Source organism: Pseudomonas sp. MF08875 (assembly GCF_059862525.1).
Window position 1 is genome coordinate 34725 of sequence record NZ_JCBCUW010000001.1, and the last position, 23363, is coordinate 58087.

Annotated in this window: 20 protein-coding genes and 1 tRNA gene; 5 read left to right on the forward strand and 16 right to left on the reverse strand. The window is 64.1% G+C overall.

The window, feature by feature from the left end; translation table 11 throughout:
* The first annotated feature begins 193 nt into the window (after positions 1-193).
* Both AC19YT_RS00205 and AC19YT_RS00210 read left to right on the forward strand, forming a co-directional pair.
* Entirely contained in the window at positions 194-1078 is an 885-nt protein-coding gene (locus AC19YT_RS00205; RefSeq protein WP_500599699.1) for an alpha/beta fold hydrolase, read from the forward strand.
* 145 nt (positions 1079-1223) lie between these two features.
* Positions 1224-1297 (forward strand) — tRNA-Gly (locus AC19YT_RS00210).
* A 193-nt stretch (positions 1298-1490) separates the two neighbouring features.
* Here AC19YT_RS00210 and AC19YT_RS00215 read toward each other — a convergent pair.
* The 4 genes from AC19YT_RS00215 to AC19YT_RS00230 form a co-directional block, all read right to left on the reverse strand.
* Positions 1491-1991 (reverse strand): DUF4142 domain-containing protein, encoded by a 501-nt coding sequence (locus AC19YT_RS00215; protein WP_500609521.1) that lies wholly within the window; start codon positions 1989-1991, stop codon positions 1491-1493.
* Positions 1992-2141: 150 nt separating this feature from the next.
* Positions 2142-3482, reverse strand: coding sequence for a sensor domain-containing protein (locus AC19YT_RS00220; RefSeq protein WP_095107719.1), 1341 nt, complete (start codon positions 3480-3482; stop codon positions 2142-2144).
* Positions 3483-3563: 81 nt separating this feature from the next.
* On the reverse strand, positions 3564-4208 hold the full coding sequence (locus AC19YT_RS00225) for a LysE family translocator (RefSeq protein ID WP_095107131.1): 645 nt from the start codon (positions 4206-4208) through the stop codon (positions 3564-3566).
* A 108-nt stretch (positions 4209-4316) separates the two neighbouring features.
* Positions 4317-5243: a LysR family transcriptional regulator gene (locus tag AC19YT_RS00230; RefSeq protein WP_095107128.1), complete on the reverse strand. Its 927-nt coding sequence runs from the start codon at positions 5241-5243 to the stop codon at positions 4317-4319.
* 77 nt (positions 5244-5320) lie between these two features.
* Between AC19YT_RS00230 and AC19YT_RS00235 the strand changes: the two genes are divergently transcribed.
* Complete coding sequence (locus tag AC19YT_RS00235; RefSeq protein WP_095107127.1) at positions 5321-5809, forward strand: DMT family transporter; 489 nt, start codon at positions 5321-5323, stop codon at positions 5807-5809.
* Between the two features lie 6 nt (positions 5810-5815).
* Here AC19YT_RS00235 and AC19YT_RS00240 read toward each other — a convergent pair whose 3' ends face one another.
* The 4 genes from AC19YT_RS00240 to AC19YT_RS00255 all read right to left on the reverse strand — a co-directional run bounded on the left by AC19YT_RS00240 (position 5816) and on the right by AC19YT_RS00255 (position 10409).
* Complete coding sequence (locus AC19YT_RS00240; RefSeq protein ID WP_095107125.1) at positions 5816-7156, reverse strand: MFS transporter; 1341 nt, start codon at positions 7154-7156, stop codon at positions 5816-5818.
* Positions 7157-7212: 56 nt separating this feature from the next.
* A complete protein-coding gene (locus AC19YT_RS00245; protein WP_095107124.1) occupies positions 7213-8154 on the reverse strand; it encodes a hydroxymethylglutaryl-CoA lyase in 942 nt (313 codons plus the stop codon).
* Positions 8151-9362, reverse strand: a complete 1212-nt coding sequence (locus AC19YT_RS00250) for a CaiB/BaiF CoA transferase family protein (protein ID WP_500599695.1) — start codon at positions 9360-9362, stop codon at positions 8151-8153. Before AC19YT_RS00250 ends, AC19YT_RS00245 begins: the two co-directional genes overlap by 4 nt.
* 132 nt (positions 9363-9494) lie before the next feature.
* The gene (locus AC19YT_RS00255; protein ID WP_095107121.1) at positions 9495-10409 is read right to left on the reverse strand and encodes a LysR family transcriptional regulator; all 915 of its coding nucleotides are present in this window, start codon (positions 10407-10409) and stop codon (positions 9495-9497) included.
* 235 nt (positions 10410-10644) lie between these two features.
* On the opposite strand from AC19YT_RS00255, the gene AC19YT_RS00260 reads away from it, so the two are divergent.
* The gene (locus tag AC19YT_RS00260; RefSeq protein ID WP_095107119.1) at positions 10645-11880 is read left to right on the forward strand and encodes an aminotransferase class I/II-fold pyridoxal phosphate-dependent enzyme; all 1236 of its coding nucleotides are present in this window, start codon (positions 10645-10647) and stop codon (positions 11878-11880) included.
* 42 nt (positions 11881-11922) lie between these two features.
* Here AC19YT_RS00260 and yiaY read toward each other — a convergent pair whose 3' ends face one another.
* Complete coding sequence (gene yiaY / locus AC19YT_RS00265) at positions 11923-13071, reverse strand: L-threonine dehydrogenase (RefSeq protein WP_095107117.1); 1149 nt, start codon at positions 13069-13071, stop codon at positions 11923-11925.
* A gap of 158 nt (positions 13072-13229) precedes the next feature.
* Between yiaY and AC19YT_RS00270 the strand changes: the two genes are divergently transcribed.
* Positions 13230-14249 (forward strand): DUF4917 family protein, encoded by a 1020-nt coding sequence (locus AC19YT_RS00270; protein ID WP_500609522.1) that lies wholly within the window; start codon positions 13230-13232, stop codon positions 14247-14249.
* 135 nt (positions 14250-14384) lie between these two features.
* Here the strand turns inward: AC19YT_RS00270 and AC19YT_RS00275 are convergent, their stop codons facing one another.
* From AC19YT_RS00275 to AC19YT_RS00305, 7 genes are all read right to left on the reverse strand, one after another.
* Positions 14385-15809 carry an MFS transporter gene (locus AC19YT_RS00275; protein WP_500599690.1) on the reverse strand — a complete coding sequence of 475 codons (1425 nt, stop codon included), beginning with the start codon at positions 15807-15809 and terminating at the stop codon, positions 14385-14387.
* 123 nt (positions 15810-15932) lie between these two features.
* Positions 15933-16682, reverse strand: a complete 750-nt coding sequence (locus AC19YT_RS00280) for a tRNA-dependent cyclodipeptide synthase (RefSeq protein WP_095107111.1) — start codon at positions 16680-16682, stop codon at positions 15933-15935.
* Positions 16683-16686: 4 nt separating this feature from the next.
* Positions 16687-17463: a 2OG-Fe(II)-dependent halogenase WelO5 family protein gene (locus AC19YT_RS00285; RefSeq protein WP_095107109.1), complete on the reverse strand. Its 777-nt coding sequence runs from the start codon at positions 17461-17463 to the stop codon at positions 16687-16689.
* A 215-nt stretch (positions 17464-17678) separates the two neighbouring features.
* Complete coding sequence (locus AC19YT_RS00290) at positions 17679-18653, reverse strand: aliphatic sulfonate ABC transporter substrate-binding protein (RefSeq protein WP_256576504.1); 975 nt, start codon at positions 18651-18653, stop codon at positions 17679-17681.
* A 12-nt stretch (positions 18654-18665) separates the two neighbouring features.
* The gene (locus tag AC19YT_RS00295) at positions 18666-21125 is read right to left on the reverse strand and encodes a TonB-dependent receptor plug domain-containing protein (RefSeq protein ID WP_500609523.1); all 2460 of its coding nucleotides are present in this window, start codon (positions 21123-21125) and stop codon (positions 18666-18668) included.
* A 25-nt stretch (positions 21126-21150) separates the two neighbouring features.
* The gene (locus AC19YT_RS00300) at positions 21151-21648 is read right to left on the reverse strand and encodes a RidA family protein (protein WP_095107102.1); all 498 of its coding nucleotides are present in this window, start codon (positions 21646-21648) and stop codon (positions 21151-21153) included.
* Between the two features lie 90 nt (positions 21649-21738).
* Positions 21739-23316, reverse strand: a complete 1578-nt coding sequence (locus AC19YT_RS00305) for a flavin monoamine oxidase family protein (protein WP_095107100.1) — start codon at positions 23314-23316, stop codon at positions 21739-21741.
* Positions 23317-23363 lie beyond the last annotated feature (47 nt).

A 23363-nucleotide genomic window follows, 5' to 3' on the forward strand; every position in this document is an offset into this window, starting at 1 on the left:
AATAAAAAATTTGCTGGCCTGGGCCCTTGAGGCTCAACGCATTCCGGCAAATTGCCCGCCTATAACAACACCCGTCGACCAGCCCCAGCGGATCGACATGGGCCCTCACTTGCAGGCGTATGCCTACCTGTCACAAAGCCCGTGCACACTCACGTTGCGCGCATACCCGCTTGCTTGCCAGGAGTCTTACGACATGAGGCCAGAAATCGCCGTGCTGGATATACAGGGGCAGTACCGGGTCTACACGGAGTTCTATCGCGCAGATGCCGCAGAAAAAACCATCATCCTGGTCAACGGCTCGATGGCCACCACTGCGTCATTTGCCCAAACCGTGAAAAACCTGCACCCGCAGTTCAATGTGGTGCTCTACGACCAGCCCTACGCGGGCAAATCCAAGGCCCACAACCGCCATGAAAAAATGCTCACCAAGGACGTCGAAGGGCAGATCCTGCTGGAACTGATCGATCACTTCGCCGCCGAGCACATCCTGTCCTTCTCCTGGGGCGGCGCGGCCACGCTAATGGCCTTGGCCCAACGGCCACGACGGATCGAAAAAGCCGTGGTCAGTTCGTTCTCGCCGGTCATCAACGCGCCCATGCTCGACTACCTCGAACGCGGGGCTGGCTACCTCGGCGCCCTGGACCGCGACCGGGTCGGGCACTTGGTGAATTCCACCATCGGCAAACACCTGCCGTCCCTGTTCAAGCGCTTCAACTACCGCCACGTCAGCAACCTGGCCGAGCACGAATATGGGCAAATGCGCTTTCACATCAACGACGTACTCACCAGCGACCGCAGTTGCTACCTGCGTGCCGCGAAAAAAATCAGCGTGCCGGTGCTGTTCGTCAATGGTGAATGGGATGAATACACCGCCGCCAGCGACGCCAAACTGTTCGCCGACCACGTGCAGCACAGCAGCTTCAGCACCGTCCAGGCCACGGGGCACTTCCTCGACATGGAACACAAAGCCGCCTGCCGCGACACCCGCCACGCCTTGATAGGTTTCCTCAAACCCGGCCAACACGAAACCCGACCGCGCTACCTCCACCACCCGGCCCACCCTGCACTGGCCCTTTGACCCGCCCTGCAAACAAGCCCCACGCCACGGCCAAAACACCCGATACGTGGGGCTTGCTCTCTCAATACCGGCCACTAATGTGTTGACCCGACAAAGAAAAACTTCAAATCCAAGCGCACATCTGGTACAAAGTCAGCCGCTCTGAGCGGGTGTCGTATAATGGCATTACTCCAGCTTCCCAAGCTGATAACGAGGGTTCGATTCCCTTCACCCGCTCCACTTATTCCTCGCCTGTTCCCGCTCCTTGTGGCAAACAGCGAACCTAAAAAACCGGCTAATACGCCGGTTTTTTTGTGCCCCGTCATCTCGCAAGCCACCGCTTCGACAAGCCGCTGAATGGGCCGGACATTTCCACCCGGCGACAATCGACGCCATCACAAGCGCCCACGCCCACCTAAAACAGAGGTTCGTGTTACCTGCCCGCCAATGCCCGCGCCCGCTCCAGGTGTTCTTCCAGTTTGGGCAGGGTTTCTTCAGCAAAAGCCTTGAGTTCCGGCAGTTCGCTGGTTTTCGCCTGTTGTTGCAGTTGTTCGATGGCTTGTTCGGTGTTTTTCACCTGAGCGGCGGCGTAGGCCTGGTCGAAGGTGTCGCCGTCCTTGACCTGGGGCATCAGGCGTTTGGCTTTGTCGACCACTTCGCTGCGCTCGGCCACGGGCAGTGCCAGTTGCTTGGCGATTTTGGCCAGGTGCTGGTTGGCGGTGGTGCGGTCGTTGATGACCTGGATGGTGTAGTCCTTGACCTCTTGGGACTCGGTTTTCTGGTGGGCCATGCGGTTCAGTTCGATGTCGGCGATGGCTTGGGCCGAAGCGTCGTCGATGAATTGCGTGGGCGTCTGGGCCCAGGCCTGGCTGGCCCACAGGCCCAAGAGCAGGGAAAAACTGACGGTGCGTAATCGGCTGGCCTTGAGGCTCATGATCGCGCCCTCCTTGAAGATGGCAGTTGAGGCGCAGGCCTTAGCCTTGCCTCCTGAGTGACTGGCGCGGGGGACGCCCGCACAACTTCAGAATGCCTGGCACCGTAAAGGTTTAAAAAACTTGTCGCGGCCACGACGAACGGCCCCAGTTCAGAGCGCTTGCTGGCGTCGTTTTTCGGCGTACATGGCATCGTCGGCGTGCTTGAACAATTGCGTGTCTTCGTCGCCGTGCTGCGGGTAAAACGCCAGGCCGATACTGGGCACGATGGTCAGTAGATGGCCACCCAGGTGCAGCGGCTGGCTCAGGGCCTGGCGGATCTTCTCGGCCACGCGTCGGCCATCCTCTTCTTCGTGCACCTTTTCAAGCAGCACGACGAACTCATCGCCGCCCATGCGCGCGACGGTGTCGCTTTCGCGCACGCAGCCCTTGAGGCGGCTGGCCACGGCTTGTAATAGCAGGTCGCCAACGCCGTGCCCGTAGCTGTCGTTGACCTGTTTGAACTTGTCCAGGTCGATGTACAGCAGTGCCATGCGCCCCGCCTCCTGCCGCGCGCGGGTCAGCGCCGCCCGCACCCGTTCGCGCAGCAGTTCGCGGTTAGGCAGTTGGGTCAACTGGTCGAACTGTGCCATGTGCTGCAAACGCGCGTGCAGTTGCTTGCGCTCGATGGCGGTGGCCACCTGGGCGCAGACGTATTGCAGCAGTTCCTTATCCTGCTCGGTGTAGTGCTCCCCACCCGGCGGGCTCTTGACCACCAAGGCGCCGATGGTGCCGCGCGGGGATGTCAGCGGCACGCCGAGCCAGCAGGAAGAGTGCAGGTCATGGGCCAACGCGTCGAAGGCCGGCAACCGGCCGCTGTCCTCAGGCGTGAGCAGTAGCGGCTGGCCACTGCGGATGACCTCTGCGCACAGGCTGGCCGTGTCCACGCCTTGAGGCTGCGGCGCAGCGTTCTGGTCGTGAACCTGATAAGGAAAACTGATCTGCTGGCACTGGTGGTCGTACAGCGCTACGGAGAAGTTCAGCGCCGGCAGCCACTCGCCGATGATGCGGTGGATGCGGCCGAACAACGCCAGTAAATCCTCGGCGGCATGGGCGGCTTCGGAGATGGCATAAAGCGCAGCCTGTTTGGACTCGGCCAACTTGCGCTCGGTGATGTCGCGGGCAACGGCGATGCGCAGTTGATCCACGGGCGACCAGCGTGCCGACCAAAGGATATGGGCGATTTTCCCGTCCTTGCACAGGTAGCGGTTCTCGAAATTCGGCATGGGCTGACCGCCCATGATTTCCCGCGCCGCTTGCAGGGTGCGCTCGCGGTCGGCGGGGTGGACCAGGTCGATCATCGCCCGGCCGATCAGTTCCTCGGGGGTATAGCCGAAGATCCGCTCGCACGCGGCGCTGACAAAGACAAAACGCCCCTGCCCGTCCACCGCGCACACGGCATCCAGCAATAGATCGATGTAGCTCGCCAGTGGAGCGGAGTTCTTGGTTGCCATCTGGAGTCGATACTGCCCGTAAAAATCCAGCATTGAGTATCCGTCCCTGGGGCCATTACTGCAGCGCTGCTCCCTGGAGGGTCAATCCAGGGTTTTGTTCGCCAGCAACCCGGGCACCGCGTGCAACAGGGCATTGATGGCGAAGCCGATGAACATCAAGCCGCAAACCCGGGTGATCGCCAGCTCATGGCGCTGGTACAGGGTACGCACGTGCCGCGCGCCAACCACGGCGATCAGGATGGCGTACGCCGCCAGCCCGCCGATAAAACTGAGGAAAATCAGCCACGGCAGCATTTCCCAGTTGAGCAGTTCGGCACGGCTGGACAGCAGCGCCGTGAAGGTCGCCACCGCCACCGGGTAAGCCTTGGGGTTGGTCAGGCCAAACACCACGCCATGCCAGAACGGTTGCCGCGCCGGGCCTTGGGTGGCCGGGTCGCTGTTGCGCCGCGCACCCAGCGCCCGCGCGCCGAGCCAGAACAGGTACAGGCCGCTAAGCACGCCCAGCACGTCGAACGCCGTACTGCCGATCACCCGCGCACCGACAATGGCGATCAGCGCCGTGCTACACCACACCACATCGCCCAGCAGGTGCCCGCAGAGGAACCCCGCCCCCGCCCGGCGCCCTCGCGCCGCGCCGATGCCGAACACCGCCAGCACGCCCGGGCCTGGGGTGATGCCATAGATAAAACCAGAAGCCAGTACCGCGAACAGCAAGGAAGGCGTCATCCCGTTTTCCATCGAGAACTGTAATGAAGGTCGATCATGTCCAAGGCAGATGGCCAAACGACATGAGGCGAATCGCCGCAGTCTATCTCAGGCGCTAAAGATTACTAGCTACCGCTGAGCCTGCGGCACGCGGCCCGACACTTGTTCAATCTGCCCGTTGAGCCAATTGAGGGCCGGGTCGCCACCCCGGCGCTCGTGCCAGGCAAGCACGAAATTGAAGTTGGGAATGCTGAACGGCGGGGCCACCACTGCCAACCCTGGGTCGTCGATACCCCGCAACCCCCGCGAGGCAACAGTGAGAATCAGGTCGGTGCCGCCGATCAGGTGTGGCGCGACGCTCCAGTGCGGCAGGCTGACCGCCACATGACGGCGGCAGCGGATCGCTGTCAGCGCCCGCTCGATTTCCGGGGTGCCGCTGCCGCGCATCTCCAGCAGCACATGGGGCCGCGCCAGGTACGTGGGCAAGTCGAGCTGGCCGTCGGCGCCAAGGCTGTGGCGATCCACCAGGCAGGCGAAGTGCTCCTCGAACAGCGGGGTGCTGCGCAGCTCATGGGGCAGTTCGGGGAACACCCCGGCAGCCAGGTCGATGTCACCGTTGAGCACGCCATCGAGCATGCCTTCGCGGCTGGCGTGGCTGACCACCAGGTCGATGCCCGGCGCCTGCTGGCGCAAGGTGCGTATCAACCCTGGCAACACCAGCGCCGCGCCATAGTCAGACATCGCCAGGCGAAACCGGCGCTTGGCCGACGCTGGGTCGAACTGGCTCGGCGCCAGCAATGCCTGCACCCGCGCCAAGGCCTCGGCCAGAGGTTGCGCCAATTCCAAGGCCCGAGGCGTGGCCACCAAGCCAGCCCCGGCGCGTACCAGCAAGGGGTCGCCGAGCATGTCGCGCAGGCGTGCTAGGGCATGGCTCACCGCCGGTTGGCTCAAATGCAGGCGTTCGGCGGCGCGGGTCACCTGTTGCTCGCTGAGCAAGGCGTCCAGCACCACCAACAGGTTGAGGTCGATACGGCGCAGATCATTCATTTTGTGCATGTTCTACATTTGAAAACTGAATTTAAATTAAAACTATGAATACATTAGAGTCCAGCAAAACCTCCAGGAACCTTCACATGAACCCTTTGCATTGGCTTGGCCTTTTACTACTGGCAGTGATCGCCGGGGCGGTCGTGCCCTTCCAGAGTGCGATCAACGCGAACCTCGGCCGCGGCCTGGGCCACCCGTTGTGGGCCACCCTCGCCTCGCTGCTGGTGAGTATCGCGGTGCTGTTGCCGATCATCCTGATGCTGCGCCTACCGCTGCCATCCCTGGGTTTTATCAGCAAGGCGCCGCTGTGGATGTGGGCCGGCGGTGCGTTCGGGGTGTGCTTCATTTCCCTGGCGCTGGTGCTGCTGCCCCGGCTCGGCGCATCGGGGTTCATTGCCCTGGCGCTGGCCGGGCAGGTTATCGCGTCCCTGGTGCTGGACCACTTCGGCTGGTTCGGCCTGATGGAGCGGCAGTTGACCCCGCCGCGCCTGCTGGGGGCCATCCTGCTGATTGCCGGTGTAGGGCTGATCCAGTTCGGTGGCTCGGCCGCCAAGGCCCTGGCCACCAGCCACTGATCGGTGTCAGTCCGCCCGCGGGGTGTCCAGGGCCCGCAGCTTCTGCGGCAACCCCCACAACACAAGGGCCGCGGCGAGCAACGCGGCAGTGCCGATCACGTACAGCGCCGGCGTGGTGCTGCCAGTCAGGTCGCGAATGCGGCCGACCATTACCGGGCTGACGATCCCACCAAACTGGCCCAGGGTGTTTATCACCGCGATGCCGCCGGCCGCCGCCGCCCCGCCCCCTGCCAGCAACTTGGGCGGCAAGGTCCAGAAGGCCGGGATCGAAGCAATGATCCCGGCGCCCAACATGCCCAGGGCGATGATGAGGAACGTGGTGTGGCTGGCAAAGATCCCGGCGCAAAAGAACCCCACCGCGCCCAGGCTAACCAGGCCACAGACAAACTTGCGCCGCTCGCCAGTGGCGTCCGACCAGCGCCCCATCACGACCATGGTGATCGCGCCGCAGACGTAGGGGATGGCGGTCAGCAGGCCGATCATCACCGGGTCCTCCGTGCCGGCGCTGCGGATCATCTGCGGTGCCCAGAAGTTCAGGCCATAGGACGCCACCTGGATCAGGAAGTAGATCAGGCCCAGGGTCAGAAACCCTGGAATGCGCAGCGCCGAGAGCAAGGAGCCACCGTGCTTGTGCGGTTCGTGCTGGGCGATGCGGCTGGCCAGAAGCATTTTCTCTGCGGCGCTCAGCCACGGTGCGTCTTCGATACGGTCTTTGAGCAGGCCCAGTACCAACAAGCCGAGGCCGATGCAGGGCAAGCCTCCGAGCAGGAACAACCAGTGCCAACCGCGCATCGCCAGTACGCCATCCAGGTGCTGCAGCACCAGCCCCGAGAACGGCGCCCCCACCAACCCGGCGAAAGCCGAGGCAAGGAACAGCATGGAGGTGATCCGGCCACGGAAATGCTGAGGGAACCACAGCGTCAGGTAATACAGCACCCCCGGCGCGAAACCGGCCTCCATGGCGCCAATCAGGAAACGCAGCACATAGAACTGCCATTCGGCGGTAACGAACACCATGGCCGCCGTGGCCAAGCCCCAGGACATCATGATCCGCGCGATCCAGCGCCGTGCGCCGACCCGGTACAGCATCATGTTGCTCGGCACCTCGAAGATCACATAGCCGACCACGAACAGCCCGGCCCCCAGGCCATAGGCCGTGTCGCTCAGGCTCAGGTCGGCCTGCAACTGGAACTTGGCAAAGCTGATGTTGATGCGATCAAAAAACGCGAACAGGTAGCACACCATGATGAGCGGCATCAGGCGCCAGGCGACTTTGCGCACCACCGCCCGCTCGGCATCTTGAGAAGTGGCCGGCCTCGCGCCGACCCCCAGGACATTCAGGCTCATGAAATTTCTCCAGTGGGTCGCCCGCAGGCGCCCGATTGTTTTTATGGTTTTCCGGGTTACAGCCCTGCGACGTATTGCGGCACCGGATACAGATGTTGGGGAGTGCCCGCCTTGGCGACCTGGCCGGGCAGCTCATGACCCAGCAACGCGGGCAGGCGCCGGGACAGGCGCAGCAGCAGGGGCAGCTCGATGCCGGTGTGGATGCCCATTTCATCGCATAGGTTCACCAGATCCTCGGTGCAGATATTCCCTGAGGCGCCCGGCGCGAACGGGCAGCCGCCCAAGCCCCCGAGGGAGGCGTCGAAGCGCCGTGCACCGGCCTCGAAAGCAGCCAACACGTTGCACAGGCCCAGGCCCCGGGTGTTGTGGAAATGCAGGGTCAGGCGCGCCGCCGGCACCCGCTGCAACACTCGGCGCACCAGGCGTTCGACCTGCAACGGGTTGGCCATGCCCGTGGTGTCGGCCAGGGTGATGCCGTGCATGCCCAACTCCAGGTAGCCGTCGACTATGCCCAGCACGCGGTCGGCATCGATCTTGCCCTCGAACGGGCAGCCAAACGCCGTCGCCACGGTGGCGTTGAGGCCCACCGCCGTACCGCGGACACTCTCCACCACCTCGCCGAACGCGAGGAAGGAGCCCTCGCAACTCATGCGCAGATTCGCCAGGTTGTGGGTCTGGCTAGCGGACATCACCAGGTTCAGCTCGTCGGCCCGAGCCGCCAACGCCCGTTGCGCGCCCTTGAGGTTGGGCACCAGGGCTACATAAACGACCCCCGGCTGACGGGTAATGCCCTGGAACACGTGCTCGCTGTCACGCAGCGCCGGCACCGCTTTGGGCGAGACAAACGAGCCGGCCTCGATGCGGCTGAAGCCGGCCAGGGACAGTTCGTCGATCAGCGCAATCTTGTCCACCGTTTCGACCCAGATCGGCTCGATCTGCAAGCCGTCGCGGGGCGACACTTCCTGGATCACCAGGGTCTGGGAGAAATCCGAGATCATTGCACCACCCCCGCAGCCCGCAGGCCTTCGATCTGCCGCACGCTCAAGCCCAGCCCCGCGAGGACTTCGTCGGTGTGCTGGCCCAGGCCCGGCCCGGACCAGTTCACCGCCCCTGGCGTAGCGGAAAGCTTGGGCACGATGCCCGGCATCTTCACCCGGGTGCCACCGGGCAACTCGGCCTGCAGCAGCATCTCCCGCGCCTGGTAGTGGGGGTCGGCGACGATGTCGGCCACCGAATAGATCCTGCCGGCCGGCACTTGGGCGGCATCCAGCACGTGCAGCACGCGCTCGATGGGCAGGCTGGACGTCCAGTGGCCGATAGCGGCATCGAGCACCCGGCTACCGGCCGCGCGCCCGTCGTTGTGGGCGAACTCCGGCGCCAGGGCCAGGTCTTCGCGGCCGATGGCGGTCATCAGGCGTTTGTAGATCGGGTCGCTGTTGCCGGCGATCACCACGTAGGCGCCATCCGCCGTCAGGTAGGTGTTGGACGGCGCAATGCCCGGCAGCGAACCGCCGCTGCGCTCACGCACATGGCCCAGCAAGTCGTACTCCGGCACCAGGCTTTCCATCACGTTGAATACGCTTTCCACCAGCGACACATCCACGACCTGCCCCGCGCCGCGCCCGGTCTTGACCCGCAACAACGAGATCAGCGCGCCGATTACGCCATGCAGCGAGGCCAATGAATCCCCCAGGCTCACCCCCATCCGCGCCGGCGGCGAACCCGGAGTGCCGGTGGTGTAACGCAACCCGCCCATGGCCTCGCCAATGGCGCCGAAACCGGGGCGGTCGCGGTACGGGCCGCTCTGGCCATAGCCGGAGATACGCACCAGGGTCAGCCCCGGGTTGATCGCATGCAACTCATCCCAGCCCAGGCCCAGGGCCTCCAGCGCACCGGGGCGCAGGTTCTCGATCAGCACATCGGCGGTAGTGGCCAGTTGTTTGACCAGCGCCACGCCCTCGGCGGACTTGAGGTTCAACGCCAGGGACTTCTTGTTGCGCGATTGCAGGTACCACCACAGTGATGTGCCCTCATGGAGCTTTCGCCATTTACGCAACGGGTCGCCCTGGCCGGTGGCTTCGATCTTGATGACTTCGGCGCCGAACTCCGCCAGCAGGCGCGCGGCGAAAGGCGCGGCGATAAGGGTGCCAATCTCAATGACCTTGATCCCGTACAGGGCGGTCGTTTCGCTCGTGGAGGCGTTCATGGGGCTTACCTCTTGTTCTTGGAAGTTCGACCAAGGCTAGAGGAGCGCGGGGCGGGGAATCCAACCGTGAGTTGGCAACAGGCTTTCGCCAAATACGAACGGGCAATGGATGCCAAAACGGCCAGCCGTTTCCTACACGCCATGCACCAAGCGTAACCGCTCGAAGAGCATGCGGCTTACAGGAGAAAGCGAAGCCTCGTCCCGCACCACCAGAATCAACGTGCGACGTGCCCAGTCGTCACTCAGCGGCACCGCATGCAGGCCCAAGGGCTGGCCAATCAGTTCGAAGGCCCGTTGCGGCAGGATGCCGATGCCCATGTTGGCCAACACCATGCAGCACACCGCGTCAAACCCCGGCACGTGGATACGCAGGCGCAGCACCCGCCCGGCCTGACGCGCCGCCGCGTGGGTGCGCATGTTGATCGAACTGGCGGCATGCAGGCCCACATAGTCGCTGCCCAGGGTGTCGACAAACGCCAGTTCCCGGGCGCTGGCCAACTCATGGTCGGCGCGCATCACCACCATCAATTGATCGTGGCGATAAGGCACGGCGCCCAGTGTCTTGACATCGCTGTCACGCGAGCAAATACCGAAGTCCGCCACACCGTCGAGTACGCCTTGGATCACGCCACTGCTAGGGCGCTCTTCGAGGTCGACCTTGACGTGGGGGTGGTGCTCGGAAAAGTCCCGCAGGTCCTGGGGCAAAAACTGAATGATCGCCGAGAGGTTGCCCAACATGCGCACGTAGCCACGCACACCGAAGCTGTGTTCGCTCAGTTCCAAGCCCATTTTCTCTACGTTGAACAGCATTTTGCGGGCGTGGTGCAGCAGGGTTTCCCCGGCGGGCGTCAGCACCATGCCCTTGGCTTGGCGCATGAACAGGCCGATGCCCAGCGCTTCTTCCAACTCCATCAGGCGCTTGCTCGCGGCCGACAGTGCGATGGCCTCACGGCCGGCGGCCCGGGTCAGGGTGCCTTCCTCATGGACGGCGACAAAAAGTTGCAGGGTTATCAGGTCCAGGCGACGGATCAGGCTTTTATGCAGCATCAAAGGCTCAGCGGGGCGGGCGATGGGAGCGGCAGAATATCGCCGTTACTGGCCCCGACGGGGGCTTGCGGACGACCCCACAACAGCATCAGTAAAAGCCTACACGCAAGCATCCAGCGCCCCGCAGCCGTAAGAGAAGCAGCCGATTCATCTGGGTGATGAAGGCTCTGTAAAGTCACGCCCCGTCAAGCTGACACAAAAAGAAACAGATACTGTTCACACAAAGGACTGCCCCATGAACCACCCAGCATCACCCTTGCACCGCTTTATCCACCACACAAAAGTCATTGCCCTGGCCGACCGCGACTGGCAAGCGGCCGAGGCCCAGCGTGTGTGTGGCCTGCATGTCGAGGTGAAGAACCCCAACCACTTGCTCGACCAGCACGGGCGCAAGTTGCGCGACTTCAGCAGCACCTCCTACCTGGGCCTGGACTACCACCCAACTATTCTCGCCGGCGCCATTCAGGGCCTGCAGGACGCCGGCACCCTGCGCGTCGCCAATGTGCGCCAGCGCTGTCAGTTAACGCTTTTGGAGCAGTACGAAAACGAGCTGTCGGAACTGTTCGGCGCCTGTTGCCTGAGCACCCTGTCGTGTAGCGCCGCCAGCGCCGCGATCCTGCCCTTGTTGGCCAGTGGCGCGCTGACCGGCAACACCGCGCCGGTGATGGTGTTTGACCGCCGCGCCCATTGCTCCATGAGCCGCCTGCGGGCGCTGTGCAGTGATGAAACCCAGGTCATCACCGTGCCCCACAACGACATGAACGTGCTGGAAGACCTGTGCAAGCGCTACGCCAAAATCGTCTACGTGGCCGACGCGGTGTACCCCATGGGCGGCGTTGCCGACCTCGACAGCCTGCTGTACCTCAAGGACCGCTACGGCGTGTTCCTCTACCTGGACGATTCCCACGGGCTGAGCACCGTTGGGCAGTACGGCGCGGGCTCGGTGCGCCCCCGGGTGCCCGCCCTGGACGATGACCTGTTGGTCGTCGCCTCGCTGGCCAATGCCTTCGGCGCCAGCGGCGCAGCGGTAATGTTCGCCAACCCGCGCCAGCGCCAATTGGCGTTGCGCTACGGTGCGCCGGGCAATGGTTCGCAAAGCTTGAACGCAGCGTGCATCGGCGCCGGCCGCGCGGCTGTTGCCCTGCACCGCACGGGGGAATTCACGCAATGGCAGGAAAAACTTCAGGTCAATATCCGCTTTTTCGACCGCCTCATTCAGACGCCGCAACGGGCCAATGGTCTGCCCATCCGCCTCATCCCCTGTGGCAAGGCCGAGGTGGCCAACAGGGTCGCGGGGGAGTTGGCGAAGATCGGTTTTCTCACCGCCCCGATATTTTTCCCGTTGGTGGCGCGGCATGAAGCGGCGCTCAAAATCACCTTGCGTGCCGACATGCAGCCCAACGTGATCCGGGTACTGTGCGAGTTAATCGGGGATTTGCTCGGCGAACAGGGCGCCGAAGTGCGCCACTGAGCAGCGCCCGCGCATGGCCATGCCACGGGCGCTGCGCGAAGGTCAGAAGGCGCTGCGGAAAATCTCTTCGATCTGGCGTTGATCCGCCGCACGCGGATTGGTCAGGCCACAGGCGTCCTTGAGCGCGTTGGCGGCCAATACCGGGATGTCCTGCAACTTGGCGCCCAACTCGCGCAAACCGGCGGGAATCTCCACATCCTGGGCCAGGCAACGAATCGCCACGATGGCGGCTTGGGCCCCCTCCTCGGCACTCATACCGCGTATATCCGTGCCCAAGGCATGGGCCACATGGCTGAGGCGCTCAGCGCTGACCACCGCGTTAAAAGTCTGCACATGGGGCAACAACACCGCATTGCACACGCCGTGGGGCAAGTCGTAGAAACCGCCCAATTGGTGGGCCATGGCATGCACAAAACCCAGGGAAGCATTGTTGAACGCCATACCGGCGAGGAACTGCGCGTAGGCCATGTTTTCACGGGCCTGTAGGTCACTGCCGTCGCGCACGGCCAGACGCAGGTTAGCGCTAATCAATTCGATGGCCTTGATCGCACAGGCGTCGGTAATCGGGTTGGCGGCGGTCGAGACATAGGCTTCGATAGCGTGGGTCAGGGCGTCCATGCCGGTAGCGGCGGTCAGGCCCTTGGGCATCGCCACCATCAGCGCCGGGTCGTTGACCGACAACAGCGGCGTGACGTTGCGGTCAACGATGGCCATTTTCACGTGGCGCGATTCGTCGGTGATGATGCAAAAACGGGTCATCTCACTGGCTGTGCCAGCGGTGGTGTTGATCGCCACCAGGGGCAGTTGCGGCTTGGTCGACTGATCCACGCCCTCATAGTCGCGGATATGCCCGCCGTTGGTGGCACACAGGGCGATGCCCTTGGCGCAGTCGTGGGGCGAACCGCCGCCCAGGGACACGATGAAATCGCACTGGCTGGTACTGAGCAACGCCAAACCCGCCTCGACGTTGGCAATGCTGGGGTTGGGCTTGGCCCCGTCGAAAATCACCGAGTCGATGTCCTGCATCGCCAGTTTCTCGGCAATCGCCGTGGCCACGCCGGCCTTGGCCAAACCGGCGTCGGTGACGATCAGGGCCTTGGTGAAACCGTAGTTGCGGATCGCAACCATGGCTTCTTCCAGGCAATCAATGCCCATGATGTTGACGGCGGGAATAAAAAACGTGCTGCTCATGGCCAATCCTCTCAAATGGGGGCCGGGCCGATGACAGGGCCCGACGCATGCGCACAGGATCGACCCATAGGTCAGGGCAGTTGTTGATCTGGCTCAACTTCCCATCGTGCTAGAGTCTGCGCCCCGCCCAACGACACGCCTTGAGACGAAAAACCGCAATGAAGGATTTCCAGGAATTTGACGCCGAACTCGCCGACTGGAACGCCCTGCGCGCCACGCTCGACTGCACCGCCCTGCTGCTGGGCAATGGCGCCAGCCGCGCGGTGTGGGACGATTTTGGCTACGACTCGCTGTTCGAAAACGCCCGCACGGTGGAAGAAAAGCCCCTGGGGCCTTCAGAACTGAGCGTGTTCGAGGCCCTCGGCACGCGGGTGTTCGAGCAGGCACTGAGCGCGCTGAAAACCACCAGCCGCGTCAACAAAGCCCTGGCCGTCAGCTCGGCGGCACCCCGCAACCGCTACTACGCCATCAAGGAAGCGCTCATCAACAGCGTGCACGCCGTGCACATCCCTTGGCGCCTGGTCAAACCGGCCACCCTGGCCACCCTCAGCCAGGAACTGGCGCGCTACCCCACGGTGTTCACCAGCAACTACGACCTGCTCACCTCCTGGGCGATCCAGCATGCCCCCCAAGCCCTCAGCGACCTGTTCGACGGTGCCGACGCCAGCTTCGACCTCAACCGCACCGCCACGACCAAAACCCGCGTGCTGTACCTGCACGGCGGCCTGCACCTGGTGCGCAACAGCGACGGCACCGCGCGCAAGCTGACCAGCACCGAGGCCAGCCTGCTCGGCAGTTTCGCCATCAACAATACGATCAAGACCCTGGACGACGTACCGCTGTTCATTAATGAAGGCAGCAGCCAGGACAAGCTCAAGACCATTCGCAGCTCCGACTATCTGTCGTTCTGCCACCAGCAATTGCTGGGCCAACACGGTGCCCTGTGCATCCTCGGCCATAACTTGGGCGAGCAGGACCAGCACCTTGTCCAAGCCCTGCGCCTGGCCCGGCCCAAGGCCTTGGCCATCGGCATCAAGGCCCGCACCGCGGCCTTTGTGCAGCACCAAAAACGCCACTACGCGGCGCTGTTTGAAGGGCTGGACACCGAACTGCACTTCTTCGACGCCCGCACCCACGCCCTGACCCATCCAGGGTTGGCGGTGCCGGTGGAGCGCTGAGTGCGGGGCGCTTTGTAGAGGCTGGCCGGGCGCCATCGCGGGCAGAGCCAGCTCCCACAGCGGCCAGCGCTCCAGGCGTTCAGCGAGGCGTTGGCGCCGCAGAGGAACGCACCGAGGCGGATCTGCCCGCCGCACTCAGCCACCGTGGGCGCCCTCCTCGGCCAGCGGCGCAGGCACGGGCGCCCGCAGCAACAGGCTCACCAGCGCCCACACCGCCAGGCTCACCAGGGCGAGGAACACCATCACCGCCCGGTAGCCCTGCAAGAAGGCCCCCTGCACATCCCCCGCCAGTGGCCCGGCAAAGTGGTGATAAAGCCCCACGCCCACCGCCAGCCCAAGGCCACCGCCGACGTTGTGCAAGGTCATCAGCGAGCCCATGGCCACCGAGCTGACGTCCTGGGGCACGGCGCTGATCCCCAGCACCGTGGACGGCCCGAGGATGCTCGCCCAGCCCAGGCCCATCAGGCCAAACGCCGCCAGCAAGTAGGGCAGCGAGGTTTGGCGGTCGAAGCCCACTTGCAGCGCCGCCGACAGCACAAACAGCAGCAAACCGGTTTTGATAAGCAGCGCCGGGCCTTTGCGGTCCACCAGGCGCCCCACCAGCGGCGACAACAGCGCCACCCCCAGGGTGGTGGGCAACAGCAGCCAACCGCTGGCCTGCACGCCTTCGCCACGGATCAGTGCCAGGTACAGCGGCATCACGAAAAACGCCACGCAATAGAACACCGCCAGGCCAAAACTGGCGACCACCCCGGCGACAAAGCGCCGGTTGGCGAACAACTGCACATCGATGATGGGCGCCGCCACGCGCCTCTCCACCTGGACGAAGGCCAGCAATGCCGCTGCCGCAATGGCGCCCAGGCTCAAGCTCGGCGCCGAGGTCCAGCCCCACGCCGCGCCCTGCACGATCACCAGCACCAGGCTCGGCAGGCCCAGCAGCAGCAACAACGCGCCGGGCCAATCGAGGGTTGCGCCCGTATCGCCGCTGCGCGACTCATCGACGCTCAAGGCGCAAATGCCCAGGCTCAGCAGCACGAACGGCACGTTGATAAGGAAGATCCATGGCCAGCCGAACGCGGCGCTAATCACCCCGCCCAACACCGGCCCCACCGCCAGCCCCACGCCGTTGACGCCAAACAGCACGCCGAAGGCCTTGCCCTGCTCATGACTGGCAAAGGTGCTGGCGACAATCGCCCCGGACGCGGTGTACAACACCGCGCAGGCCAGGCCCTGCACCACCCGCGCGGCAATCAGGCCATCGACCCGCCCCGCCAGCCCCGCCGCCAGCGACGCCAGGCCAAATACCCCAAGGCCGATGAACAGCACGCGCTTGCGCCCATGCAGGTCCGCCAAGCGCCCCACCAGCACCATGACACTCGACAGCGCCAGGATGAAGCCATTGATGACCCATTGCAGGCTGTCCACCGACGCGCCCAAATCGGCCTGCAACGCCGGCAGCGCGGTGTTGACGATGGTGAAATCGACACAGCCGAGAAAACTGGCAATGCTCACCCCCAGCAACGCCCACCACTTGCGTTGCTGTTGCGCAAAAACGCCCATGGAAACTCCTTGGTTGAAAGTCAAAAAAACCATTAGAAAAGCCGCTTACCGAGCAATCAGCACGCTCTGTAGTAGCGGGTTTGCCCGCCCCCACAATTAGCCTGCTGCCCCCCCGTTGGCGGGCTAGATCGCAATCGCCCCGCTGGACCAGTTGGGATGGATGACGCCCGGCAGGTTGAAGGGGATGGGGATGCCGCGTTTTTTGAATTTGAGCGGCAGCCAGCGCACGCGGTCGGGGCTGTGGGGTTCGATCAGCAGGTCGCGGCTGGTGGCCATGGCGGCGGTCATTGGCTGGGGGTAGAGCACGTAGTCATAACCCTCGCCCGCCCACAGCGGCAGGATGATGGGGATTTCTTCGAGGATGTATTCGCGGCACTGGGCCGCTGCCCGTTCGATATCGGCGTGCTCGTCGCGCAGGCGCAAGCGGTCGGTGAACACGGCAATGGTGCTTTCGATGGCCTCGCGCAGTTCCGCACGCTGCTGGTACACCCCGTTGAGCTGTTGGCGCAGGTCGGCGTAGTGGTCGCTGGCCAGTTCCTGGTTCCAGCGGGTGATGTGGTACGGCACCCGCAAGCCGTCGAGGATGCCCTGGTTGCGCGCCAGCCACGCATCGCCGTCGCGGATCGACGCCGACAACGCTTCGCCCGGGGATTTGCCGTGCTTGTTGTGGCGTTGCAGGGTGTCGGCCACCACCACTTTGACGTGGCTGAAACCGGACTGGTTTATCAGGTGGATGGTAGAGCGCAGCTTCTGGTCTTCGTGGTACTCCTGGCCGACGCTGACCGCCAATACCACTTTCTTGCCGTCGAAGCTGTGGTCTTCGCCACCTTTGTTGAAGTACGCCTTGAGGTTGATTTCTTGCACGCTGCTCATGGGTTTAGCTCCAGTAGGCCAATGGCTGGTGTTCGCCGTAGTAACCGATAAAAACCCCGAGGGTGACCCGGGTGCTGCTGGCCGAAGGGCGCACGGCGTGGATCAGGCGCGGGTTGAGCAGAATCAGGTCGCCGGGCTCGGGTTTGATGACGAAATCCGGCGGCGGCAACAGGTGGCGCTCGATGCCGTAGGCCCGTTCGCCGCGCAAGCGCTGGTACTCCTGCTCGTCGGGCTCGATGCCCCAGATCTCCAGCTCGCCGCCGTCCTCGGGGATCTGCAAATAGATGTTGGTCGACAGTTGGCTAAGCAGTTTCGGCTCGTGGCCCGGCGGCGCATTGCGCTCCAGGTCGTCGGTGTGGGGCGTGAGGTCGACACCGCTGCCCTGAAAGCGGGCGATGCCGACAAAACACTTTTGCCCGTCCACTTGCAGCAGGTGCGCGCCCTGGGGCCAGGTCTCGTCCAGCAGCAGGCGCAGTTCATCGATGGGCGAGGCCAGCGGGCGGAACAGTTCGCGGATGCGGCGGATAGTGCCCGGCGCCTGGGCGTGGTACTCGGCGCGACTGCGCTCGTCCTGGATCTCGATGTAGGCCTTGCCGATGCGCACGAACTCGGTTTGCTGGCTGAAGGCGCTGCGCAAGTCCTGGTGCAGGAGGCGCTCACGGGCCACGTGCAGCGTGTCGGGCGGGCAGAAGCCTTTGAGTTGGACGCCATAGGAACGTTTCTCCACGACATCCAGAATATGCTGCGCGGTAAGTTGCTCGGCAGTGGTGACTGTAAACATGCAAACTCCCTGAATCCCTGGAATGTTTAACACTGAAACAATTTGTTTCACAGCAACTTTAGGTAGCTGTAAAGCCCTTGTGAAATACCCTTTATCTCTATTCACCTAACTTAAAAATGTATTGAAAATCAGGCAAATAGGCGCGATAAGCGGCCACTTTAAAGTGGTGCATAGTTGATCTGCGCAAGGCTTACAGTTCGCGCTTTACCGCGCTGTTAGTTGGGTTCGTTGAATTGCCCGTCAAAGTAATGGGCGGCATTGAAAGTGCCGTGGATGATGCCCTCCTCGCGGTACAGGTCGGCGGTGTGCTGCACGTCATCGACCACCGCCGGCCCGACATCGATACGGTGGGCGCGGGCGTAACGGTTAGACGCGGCGTGGATCGCCACCGGCAAACCGCTGTAGCCGGCCTGGATGTTGGAAAACGCCTGCTGATGGGCGTCGGCCCAGGTGTAGGCGCGGCCCAGGCGTTGCAGGAAATCGCGCAGTTGCGCCGGTTTGTCGCGGATCGCCGCGTCGTTGGCCACCAGCAGCATGTGCCCGGCGAACAGGCCTTCGCCGCTGACCAGCACGCGGCTGCCGCCCTCCATCTGCACCATGCTGGTGTAGGGGTCCCAGGTCGACCAGGCCTGTGCGCCGCCATTGGCCAGCAGGCTGCGCGAGTCCCCCGGTTGCAGGAACACAAACTGTGCGTCGCGCCCATGCAGCCCCACCGAGCGCAGCGCCGCCAGGGCCAGGAAATGGCCGATGGAGCCCTTGGTAGTGGTAATGCGCTGGCCCTTGAGGGAGGCCGCGTCGCGCAGCGGCGAATCGGCCTTGACCACAATGGCGACGGCGGTCTGGGTGACGTTGAGCTTGATGACCCCCACGGTTTTCAGCGGCGCCCCGGCCGCGGCGGCAAACACAAACGGTGCATCCCCCAGGCTACCGATGTCCACCGCCCCCGCCGCCAACGCCTCGGCCGTCGGCGCCGCCGCACCAAAAGAGGCGAACTCGATGGGGTATGGCACGTTCTCCAATTCCCCGGCGGCTTGCAGGAGGATCTTCAGCGACTGTTTCTGGCTCGACACCCGCAACGGCGTGTCGGCCAGGGCGTTAACGCACAGCAGCGACAGCAGCAGCGGCCATAGCGCCAAAGCCGTGCTGCGGGCCGGTATAAGCCTCGCCTGTGGGAGGGCGGGTGTGTTCATTGGGCGCATCAATCAGAACGCCAGGCTGACGCGGCTGTAGTAGTAGCCGCCGCCCAAGCCGTAGGGCGAGAACATGCCGTATTCGTAGGTGCCGGCCCAGGCCTTGAGGCCGATTTTGTCCGGGTACTCGTCGAACAGGTTGTTGGCGCCCAGGGCCACGGTGAGGTTCTGGGTGACGTCGTAGGCCACGTCTATGTCGGTGATCCACTTGGCGCTGTAGGTGCGGTCGTTGGCCGGGATATTGGAGCCTTCGGTGTATTCGCCAAAGCGGGTCAGTTGCAGGTTGGTGGTCCAGTCGCCGACCTTGTAGTTAGTGGACAGGATCCACTTGTCCTTGGGCGTGGATTCGGTCAGGTCGATCTGCTGCTGGCGGTCGAACAGCACGTAACCCGAGCCCAGGCGCGCCAGTTGCGCCGGGGTATCGGCCAGGTCGCGGATGCTGGTTTTGTTGCGGTTGTAGGCCACGCTCCATTTCGCTTCGCCGTACTGGCCCAGGGACTGGCGGTAGTCCAGCACCAGGTCCACACCCTTGGTGCGGGTGTCGGCGGCGTTGGTGTAGTACTGCCCGGCGAGGTTGGGCGAGAGGCCGTTTTCGACAAGGATCTGCGACACCGCCGAGCCCTTGAGGATGCCGGTTTGCAGGATGCGCTTGTCGATGTCGATCAGGTAGAAGTCGGCCGTCAGGCGCAGGCGTTCGATGGGTTCGGCGGTGAAGCCCAGGCTGTAGTTGCGCGAAGTTTCCGGCTCCAGGTCGCGGGCGCCGAGGGCGATGGCTTCCGGTGAATCGGGGCGCATCTGCTTGGTGCGCACCGAACTGGTGGTGCCGTTGGCGCCGAACTGGGTGACGGTGCTGGTGGTGGAAAACACGCTCTGGGCCAGGGACGGCGCGCGAAAGCCATTGCTCACCGCCGCCCGCACCGCGTAGCCGGGGCTGAATTCATAGCGGGTGGTGAGTTTGCCGCTGGTGGTGTCGCCCACGCCCTGGTTGTACTTCTCGTAGCGCCCGGCGGCGCCGACATACCAGTTGGGGGTGATGTTCAGGCCCAGGTCGACGTAGGCCGCTTCGCTGTGGCGCTGTAGGTCGTAGGCGTCCTCAGGCGTGGTGCCGTTGACCGAGAACAGCCCCGGGTCGGGGTGCACCCCGGCGAATTTGCCCACATCCGGCACATAGCTGCCGTAGTTGTAGGCATTTTCCTCGCCGGCTTCGAGGGCGTATTTTTCCCAGCGGTATTCCAGGCCGAACGCGGTTTCCAGCGGGCTGCTCCAGCCGATATCGAGGGCGCGGCTGAAATCCAGGTTATTGGTCCACTGGTCGAAAATCAGGTTGCCCAGGTGGAAGTCGTGCTGGCCGTAGGGGCCGTTGGAGATGTTCAGGTTGTTGGCGGTGTCGAGCACGGCGCGGTCTTTGCCGTAGGTGCTGCTCAGGTCCCAGCCCCACTCGGCCAACAGGCCTTTGGCGCCGCCGGCGATCTGGAAATCGGTCTCGTGGATCTCGCGCCGCGCCTGGCCGCCATTGGGGTACGGTGCGTTCGGCACGCCGGCCAGGCTGGTGATGTCGGTGGGTTTGCGGTGGCCCAGGTCCTTGTTGCTGTTGCGGTAGCTGAGGGTGGAAAAGGAGTACAGCTTGAGGTCGCCCTGCAACGGCAGTTCGGCGTTGTAAGCCACGCTGGCGGTGCGGTCGCGGCCCAGGCCATATTCGCCGCCCCAGCCCTGGCGGTTGTTTTCCCGCGGGTCGGGGGAGCCGTCGGGTTGCTTGAAGTACAACTGGCCATCAGCGGCGGCGGAACGCTCGTAAGGCTCTTGCACCTTACCGTCGAAGGACAGGTTGAAAAACCCGCCGTTTTCCCCCAGCCCCGTGCCCCAGTTGATCGCTTCGTGGCCGGTGGTGCCGTCGCCATCGTAATACTGGCCCAGGGTGGTGTCGGCGCTCAGGCCTTCGGCGTTGCGCTTGAGGATGATGTTGATGACCCCGGCGATCGCGTCCGAACCGTACTGCGCCGCCGCGCCGTCGCGCAGTACTTCGATGCGCTCGATGGAGGCGGTGGGGATCAGGTCCAGGTCCACCGGCACCGAGGCGTTGCCCACCCGCGCGCCGTTGTTTATCAGCGCCGAGTTGTGGCGGCGCTTGCCGTTAATCAGCACCAGCACCTGGTCGCCGCTCAGGCCACGCATGCTCACCCCGCGCACCAGAAACGCCGTGCCGCCACCGTTGATGGTAGGCACGTTAAAGGACGGCAACAGGCGCGCGAGCATTTCCTTGAGGCCGTTCTGGCCGATGGTGCGCAGTTGCTCGCTGTCGATCACATCGATGGGCGCCGGGCTGTCGGTGACGGTGCGCTGCTGGCTGCCGCGCACCCCGGTGACCACCACCGTGCCCAGGGCCTGGTCGGCGGCGAAAACAAACGGTGCGGGGCTGGCCCAGAGCAGGCCCAGGCCCGCGCCGAACAGGGTTTTAGAGAAGTGTGAAGGCATGGCGGGAATCCTTTTCTGGCAGCGTTCAAGGGGCCTTGGCGGCAACGGCTTCGATTTCGATCAGGGCGCCGGGCAATACCAGCCCCGCCACTTGCACCGTGGTGCGCGCCGGTTTCAGCGGTTGTTGGGCGTTGCCGAAAAACTCGCGAAAGGCCACTTGCAGGCCCTCGAAATCCAGCTTGCCGCCCAGGGCCGGGTCGCCCACCAGGTACACCCGCAGTTGCACCACATCCGCCAGTTTCAAGCCCTGGCTGGCCAGCACCGTTTCCACCTTGCGCAGCACCACCCGGGCCTGGGCCTCGGTGTTGCCGGCGGCGCGCACCTGGTCCTTGGGCGCCTTGGCGTCCACCGGGTCGGGCAGCAGGCCGGAGAGGTAGGTGACCTCGGTGTTGGCGGGCAAGGTCACCGATTGCAGGATCGGCGAGTTCGGGTAAGTCGAGGGCACGCGTTCAATCCCCGCGGCCCAGGCGCTGCTGGCGGCCAACAGGATCCCCATCCCCACTACGGTTTTGTTCAAAGACATGTACAGGCACTCCAAGGTTTTTTATGGCCAGCCTCGGAGGTCCGCTACCTGGCGTATCAATGTCGCTATGTGAATGAAAGCGCGGCTTTTTCAGGCCGTTTGCTTGACGGGCGAGGCTTGCGAGCGCTCGAACAACTGGCGCACCACGCGCCGCGCCGCGGCGGCGGCGGATTCCTGCCAGATACCGATGCCGCTGTGGGCCAGGCCATCGCTGGTCAGGTACACCCGGCCCTGGGCCTGGTTGAGCAGGCTGTAGTCGGGCTCGGCCACTTCATGGTTGAGCCACGGGCCTAGGGCATAAGGAATTTTGCTCCAGGCCACCGCCAGGGGTTTGCCCAGCTCCCGGGCGTGGCCGGGGTGCAGCAGCTCCACGGCCTGGCGGGAAATCTCGATCTGCTCGGCCAGGCTCTTTTCGCCGAATTTGCGCGCGGTTTCGCCGTTGTTGTACGCCGCCACCAACACGCCCTGAGCCTGGTTGAAACCGCCGCTGGGGTACCACAGCCCGGAGGCTTCCTGGTTGATGAACGACAGGCCGCCGTAGATCTGGTAGTCGCGTTCCCAAAAGCGCGGCGCCTGCCAGGCCACTTTATTCGCGTAGCCGAACTGCACCGCGCCAAGGGCCTTGCGCACCGGTGCGCTGAGGTTGCTGTCGACCTTGGCCAGCAGCGGCAGGGGCAAAGCGCTAATCACGTAATCGGCGCGGATGCGCTGCTCGCTGCCGCTTTTCAGGTCGCGGTAGCCGACCTCAACAAAATCGGCGTGGTTATGCAGCGAGCGCACCTCGGCACCCAGGCGCACCACCCCTTGCAGGCGTTGGGCGAAGGCCTTGGGGATGCGGTCCATGCCGCCCACGGGTTGGAACATAGTGGGAGAGAATTCCGGGTATTCGTCGATCATCAGCGCCGTGGTCAGGGCCGGGTTGAGCAGGGTTTGCAGGGGCAGCGGGTCGTTCTTCTGCGCCCGTTGATCGCCGGCGCCGGGCCAGACTTTGTAGCCGGAGCGGGCCGAGCCCAGGTATTGAAGCTTGTCGGACAAATCGCCCCAGGTTTTCAGGAAGCTCAGCAGGTGGCTGCGGTCGGCGGCGCTCAACTCCTGGTCCAGGGCGTTGCGGTTGACGGCTTTGGCCAGCAATTCGGAAAAATGCCCACGGCTGTCGTTCACCGCTTGGCGGATCTGGATTGGCGGCTGGCTCAGGTCCGGGCGCACCAGGGCATTGCGGCTGGTGTTGACCAGCACTTCCAGCTCCACCCCCAGTTCGCGGCAGTAGCCGAGCATCAATTGGTGGTGGCTGGGGATGCGCCCGGGGCCGGCGTTGAGGTAAAAGCCATCATCGAACTGGGCGACCTGGGCGCTGCCGTCGGTGTAGGCCACCCGGTCGCCGCCGCGCACCGTCCAGTTGCGCCCGCCCACCCGGTCGCGGGCTTCGAGCAGGGTGACGTTGAACCCGGCCTTTTGCAGTTCATAAGCGCTGACCAGGCCACCGATGCCGGCGCCGATCACCACCACACTGGCGCCCTTACCCACACTGGCGGTGGGCAGGGAGGCGTAGTTTTCCGCTGCGGCCAGGGCCGCGCCATTGACCCCCAGCAAACCCATTACCGCCGAAGCGGCCTGCAAGCCGCCCACGGCGGCCACACGGGCGATCAATTGTCTTCTGGTCAACGGCATGCAAGCGCTCCCTGCCTGGCGGATGGATAGTGCATTCGGTTATAGCC